Source organism: Vibrio sp. 1288 (genome assembly GCF_033344475.1).
This window is the reverse complement of the sequence record NZ_JAWPOX010000994.1, coordinates 1-546: the sequence shown is the minus strand read 5'-3', so window position 1 is coordinate 546 and position 546 is coordinate 1. Positions and strand designations below refer to the sequence as shown.

The window sequence follows — 546 nt, the reverse complement described above, 5'->3', positions numbered from 1 at the left end:
TAGCTCTTGAATTTCAGAGATGTTCATCGTTTTCTTTTCAGTAGTCAAAGTCGTCTTCCTATATCAATTCTCTTAACCAAGATGGCAAGGCAGCGGCAAAGGCCGCAAACTGGGAAATGCCTGCAAAGTGTATACCAGCTTGATAATAAATCTACTAATAGCGCGTCATTATAGAAGAAAAAGACCCGCATTTCGCGAGTCTTTGTTCAGAATATGGAACTAAGATTCTTCTTTCTGCTCCAGCTGTTTTTCAACAGCTTTCAAGCGTTTGTTCATCTCGTCAATACGGTGAACACGAGTTGCCGTCTTGCGCCATTCTCGGTTCGTCTGTAATGGGATACCTGATGAATAAAGACCCTTTTCTTCGATACTGCGCATTACCATGCCCATACCGGTGATGGCAACACCATCTGCGATAGTGATGTGGCCATTTAGAACCGACGCGCCGCCGATCTGACAGTACTTACCAATTTTAGTACTGCCGGCGACAATAGTACCACCTGGCATCACGGTACCATATCCGATCTGCACGTTATGTGCGATTTG

The 546-nt window shown here is 44.9% G+C and carries 1 pseudogene; it reads right to left on the bottom strand.

What is annotated here, in order from left to right:
- Positions 1-219: 219 nt before the first annotated feature.
- Positions 220-546: pseudogene (locus tag R8O11_RS30540) on the bottom strand (UDP-3-O-(3-hydroxymyristoyl)glucosamine N-acyltransferase); the annotation flags it as partial.